The organism is Sphingopyxis sp. KK2 (assembly GCF_001990265.1).
In the GTDB taxonomy this organism is placed as follows: domain Bacteria; phylum Pseudomonadota; class Alphaproteobacteria; order Sphingomonadales; family Sphingomonadaceae; genus Sphingopyxis.
This window is the reverse complement of record NZ_LYVN01000235.1, coordinates 1-3,347: the sequence shown is the minus strand read 5'-3', so window position 1 is coordinate 3,347 and position 3,347 is coordinate 1. Positions and strand designations below refer to the sequence as shown.

Sequence of the window (3,347 nt, the reverse complement as noted above, 5' to 3'; positions counted from 1 at the left end):
TCGTGCCGTCCGCGCTCGCCGCGAGCGATTTGGTCCAGTGATGGTTGATCGCGGCCGGGAGTTTCGTGACCTCCTCGCCCTTGCCGGCAATGCTCGTCGCGCCCGGCGTATAGGCGAAGCGAAGCAGCGCGCCCTGGTTGGCGACATAGAGGCTGTTCCCGACAAGCGCGAGGCCATAGGGCGCGTCGAGATCCTTGATGAAGCTGGTGCGAAGCTCGGGCTTGCCGTCACCATCCGCGTCGCGCAGCAGGGTGATGCGGTCGCCGCCCTTGACCGACGATTTGCCGAGGCTCTTGATATAGCCCGCGATCACATCCTTGGGCCGGAGTTTCGGCGCATGGCCGCCGGACCCTTCGGCGACGAGGATATCGCCATTGGGAAGGATGAGGATCTGGCGTGGAATCTTCAGGTCGGTCGCCACGGGCGTGATCGTGAAACCCGCGGGAACGGTCGGAAGTTCGCCGTTCCAGCCCGCGGGCCTCGCGATCTTCATCGGCGGCACGAGCGTCTCGTCGATCTTCGGCAGGCTCGGGCTGGCGCCGGTCTGGTCGAGCTTTTCGCCGCCTTTGCCGCAGCCTGCGAGCGCCGCGGCCATGGCGGCTGCGGCGACGAGGGTGAGAGATGTCGGGCGGGTCATGCGCGGGGCTCCTTCGCGGCGTGGAGAAGCCAGGCGGCGCCAATGGCTGCAAGGGCGGAGACGACCGAAAGTGTCACGCCGGCGGTGCCGACCGAGCTCCACGCATCCTGGCTATGCTTGAAGGCGTTGACGAGCCCAGCGATCCACATGACGAGGACCAGCAGGAAATAGGCGAGGGCGGGCGTGCGCGTCGGTCCCTTTCGGGCCCGGACGAAAGCTATGACCGCCCAGAGCAGCACGGGCGCCCCGAATATGAGCCCCCCGGTGATCAGCCAGGCCGAGAAATTGCTCCACTGCATCTCGGCGCTCTTGAGATAGGTGATGTCCGAAAGGAGCGCACAGCTGAACAGCGCAACCGGGAACGCAAGGAGAATGGCGTGCAGCGGGTGGGGGACGCGTCGGCGATAGGCCGGCTCGATGCGGGGCGATGGGGCCGTGGCCATATTGATCTCCATGCTGGCCCCCGTCTGGATAATGCGCCGGGCGCTCAATGGTTTCCCGGAACCCGCGCGCAGGGCGCGACGTTGGCAAATCGATGGATCCTGCCTCTATTCCCTATTGCGGTCCCGCGCCGATCCCGGCCGACTGGATGATGCGCTGGAATCTCGATCCCTGGCTGCTGCTGGCGCTGGGTATCGCAGCGCTGGTCGCGGTGCGACGGCAGGCCGCCGGCCCGTTCTGGTTCGGCTTCGGACTGATCGCCTTGCTGTTCGTCTCGCCGCTCTGCGCCCTGTCGTCGGCGCTCTTCTCGGTGCGCGTCGCCCATCATATCGTGCTGACAGCGGTTGCAGCTCCGCTGCTTGCGCTCGGCCTGCCGCGGCTTCGGCCGCGCGGCGGCGCCGCTCTCTGGGTCGCCGCGCATATCCTCGCCTTCTGGATCTGGCATGCGCCGGCGCCCTATGGGTACGCCTTGGCCCATGACGGTGTCTTCTGGCTGATGCAGCTGTCGCTGCTCGCGACCGCGCTCGGATTCTGGGCGTCGCTTCGATCGTCATCGCCGCCGCTCGCGATCGGTCTCCTGCTGGTCATGATGGTGCAGATGGGACTGATCGGCGCGCTCATCACCTTCGCTGGCACCCCGCTTTATTTGCCTCATCTCGCAACGACGACGGCCTGGGGGCTGGGGCCGCTCGAAGATCAGCAGCTCGCGGGGCTCATCATGTGGGCGCCCGCCGCCGCCCTCTACCTCGGCGCGGCCCTGTGGACCGGCTGGCACCTGCTCGGCGAGCCGCGCCGGGTGGCGGGATGATCGAGGCGATCCAGGCGTGGGCGGCACGCTATGCCGCGGACGGACGCTATTCGCCGGTCGGGCAGATCTTCCACTGGACGATGGCCGCGCTCATCCTCTTCCAGCTCGGCTGGGGCTGGCGGATGAGCCGCATCGATGCGGGCGGCGACAAGCTGGAGGCGTTTCGGGTTCATGCCGAACTCGGCCTGTTGATGCTCGTGCTCGCTGCACTGCGCGCGATCTGGCGGATGATCGTCCCGGGACCGGTCAATGATGCCGATCGCCTCGGCTGGCAGACGGTCGCGGCCTATGTGACGCATATCCTTTTCTATGTCTGCTTCTTCGGCCTGCCGCTCTCGGGCTGGGCGATGTGGTCGGTGGTCGGGGGCGAACCGCTCGAGGTGGCTGGGATCGTGCCCTGGCCGCACATGCCCTTCGACAGTCTGGACAAGGGCTGGCAATGGTGGATCCTCGACTGGGCCGAAGGCATCCACGCGCTCCTCATCATTCTCCTCGTCGCGATGATCCCGTTGCATGTGGGCGCGGCTTTGAAGCATCACTTCTGGGATCGGCACGACGTGCTGCGGGGGATGTTGCCGGAACTTCCGGAGGACGGGGCGGAAACGACGCCGCATGACGCGACACCGCCTCGAGCTCGGCAGGCGAAAGAAGGCGGCTGACGCGCCGCATCTCGCCCAGCGGGTCATTATTGCGCTTCGCGTCGCGCCACGCGGTGAGCTGGCCCGCGATATAGGCGGCGGATTGACCGGCGAGCGGCGGGTTGGCCGCATCGCCGGCGCCGCTCTCGCCATGGCATGAGGCGCAAGAGGGGAGACCGCGGGCGGGATCGCCTTCATCGTAGATGCGGGCACCCGCCGGGTTGCGGGCGTCGACCGGCCACGCCCCGGGGTGCAGCGAGGCATAGTAGGCCGATACCTTCGAGCGGTCGCCGTCGCCGAGCTTGCGCGCGATCTCGCGCATCGTCGCATGTTCGCGGCGGCCGTTCGCATAATCGTCGAGCTGCCGGTGGAGATACCCTGCATCGAGCCCGGCGAGGCGCGGCGCGTCGCGCCCGTCGCCTTCGCCCTTCAGCCCGTGACAGGTGAAGCAGGCGGCCTTGGCGCCCGCGTCGCCGCCGCTCATCGCGATCGTCTCGCCGGTCGCGCGAAAGCGATCGGGCGGTGCGGGCGCATGGCACGCGGGCAGGAGGAGCAGGAGGAGAAGAGGGGCTTTGCGCACGCTTCGGGAACCAATGGCCGCGCGAGGTGGTTCCCGAAGTGGAACGAGGACGGTGAACGGCTATGAAAGGGGGCGCTGCGATTTCGGTATTGATGCTGCTCGGTGCCTGCGCGCCCGCCCCGGTCGAAACGGCACCCGCCGACGCGGACGCCATCGCGCGCGGCGGCGACGCGGCGGCGCGGCTCGGTTGCGGCGCCTGTCATGCCATGCCCGGGATCGCCTGGCCGAAGGGGCGGGTGGGAC

The 3,347-nt window shown here is 68.2% G+C and carries 4 protein-coding genes and 3 pseudogenes; 4 read left to right on the top strand and 3 right to left on the bottom strand.

Translation table 11 applies throughout. From position 1 onward, the window contains the following. Both B1A78_RS21050 and B1A78_RS21045 read right to left on the bottom strand, forming a co-directional pair. Nucleotides 1-637: pseudogene (locus B1A78_RS21050) on the bottom strand (sorbosone dehydrogenase family protein); the annotation flags it as partial. Continuing rightward, nucleotides 634-1,092, bottom strand: a complete 459-nt coding sequence (locus B1A78_RS21045; RefSeq protein ID WP_256839743.1) for a DUF2231 domain-containing protein — start codon at nucleotides 1,090-1,092, stop codon at nucleotides 634-636. The pseudogene B1A78_RS21050 and the gene B1A78_RS21045, both read right to left, overlap by 4 nt. Nucleotides 1,093-1,172: 80 nt before the next feature. On the opposite strand from B1A78_RS21045, the gene B1A78_RS21040 reads away from it, so the two are divergent. Together B1A78_RS21040 and B1A78_RS23245 are read left to right on the top strand one after the other, a co-directional pair. Then, nucleotides 1,173-1,886, top strand: coding sequence for a cytochrome c oxidase assembly protein (locus tag B1A78_RS21040; protein WP_077148806.1), 714 nt, complete (start codon nucleotides 1,173-1,175; stop codon nucleotides 1,884-1,886). After that, the gene (locus B1A78_RS23245; protein ID WP_077148805.1) at nucleotides 1,883-2,545 is read left to right on the top strand and encodes a cytochrome b; all 663 of its coding nucleotides are present in this window, start codon (nucleotides 1,883-1,885) and stop codon (nucleotides 2,543-2,545) included. The genes B1A78_RS21040 and B1A78_RS23245 overlap by 4 nt, the downstream gene beginning before the upstream one ends. A 25-nt stretch (nucleotides 2,546-2,570) precedes the next feature. Here B1A78_RS23245 and B1A78_RS23385 read toward each other — a convergent pair. After that, nucleotides 2,571-2,957: pseudogene (locus tag B1A78_RS23385) on the bottom strand (cytochrome c); the annotation flags it as partial. Here B1A78_RS23385 and B1A78_RS23240 point away from each other — a divergent pair. Continuing rightward, nucleotides 2,853-3,170, top strand: coding sequence for a hypothetical protein (locus tag B1A78_RS23240; RefSeq protein WP_256839741.1), 318 nt, complete (start codon nucleotides 2,853-2,855; stop codon nucleotides 3,168-3,170). The pseudogene B1A78_RS23385 and the gene B1A78_RS23240 sit on opposite strands and share 105 nt — an antisense overlap. Beyond that, nucleotides 3,167-3,347: pseudogene (locus tag B1A78_RS22430) on the top strand (cytochrome C); the annotation flags it as partial. The gene B1A78_RS23240 and the pseudogene B1A78_RS22430, both read left to right, overlap by 4 nt.

What these genes read in the sequence shown, in the direction of transcription:
- B1A78_RS21045 (WP_256839743.1), bottom strand. Translation starts at nt 1,092, where the DNA reads ATGGAGATCAATATGGCCACGGCCCCATCGCCCCGCATCGAGCCGGCC.
- B1A78_RS21040 (WP_077148806.1), top strand. Translation starts at nt 1,173, where the DNA reads ATGGATCCTGCCTCTATTCCCTATTGCGGTCCCGCGCCGATCCCGGCC.
- B1A78_RS23245 (WP_077148805.1), top strand. Translation starts at nt 1,883, where the DNA reads ATGATCGAGGCGATCCAGGCGTGGGCGGCACGCTATGCCGCGGACGGA.
- B1A78_RS23240 (WP_256839741.1), top strand. Translation starts at nt 2,853, where the DNA reads ATGTTCGCGGCGGCCGTTCGCATAATCGTCGAGCTGCCGGTGGAGATA.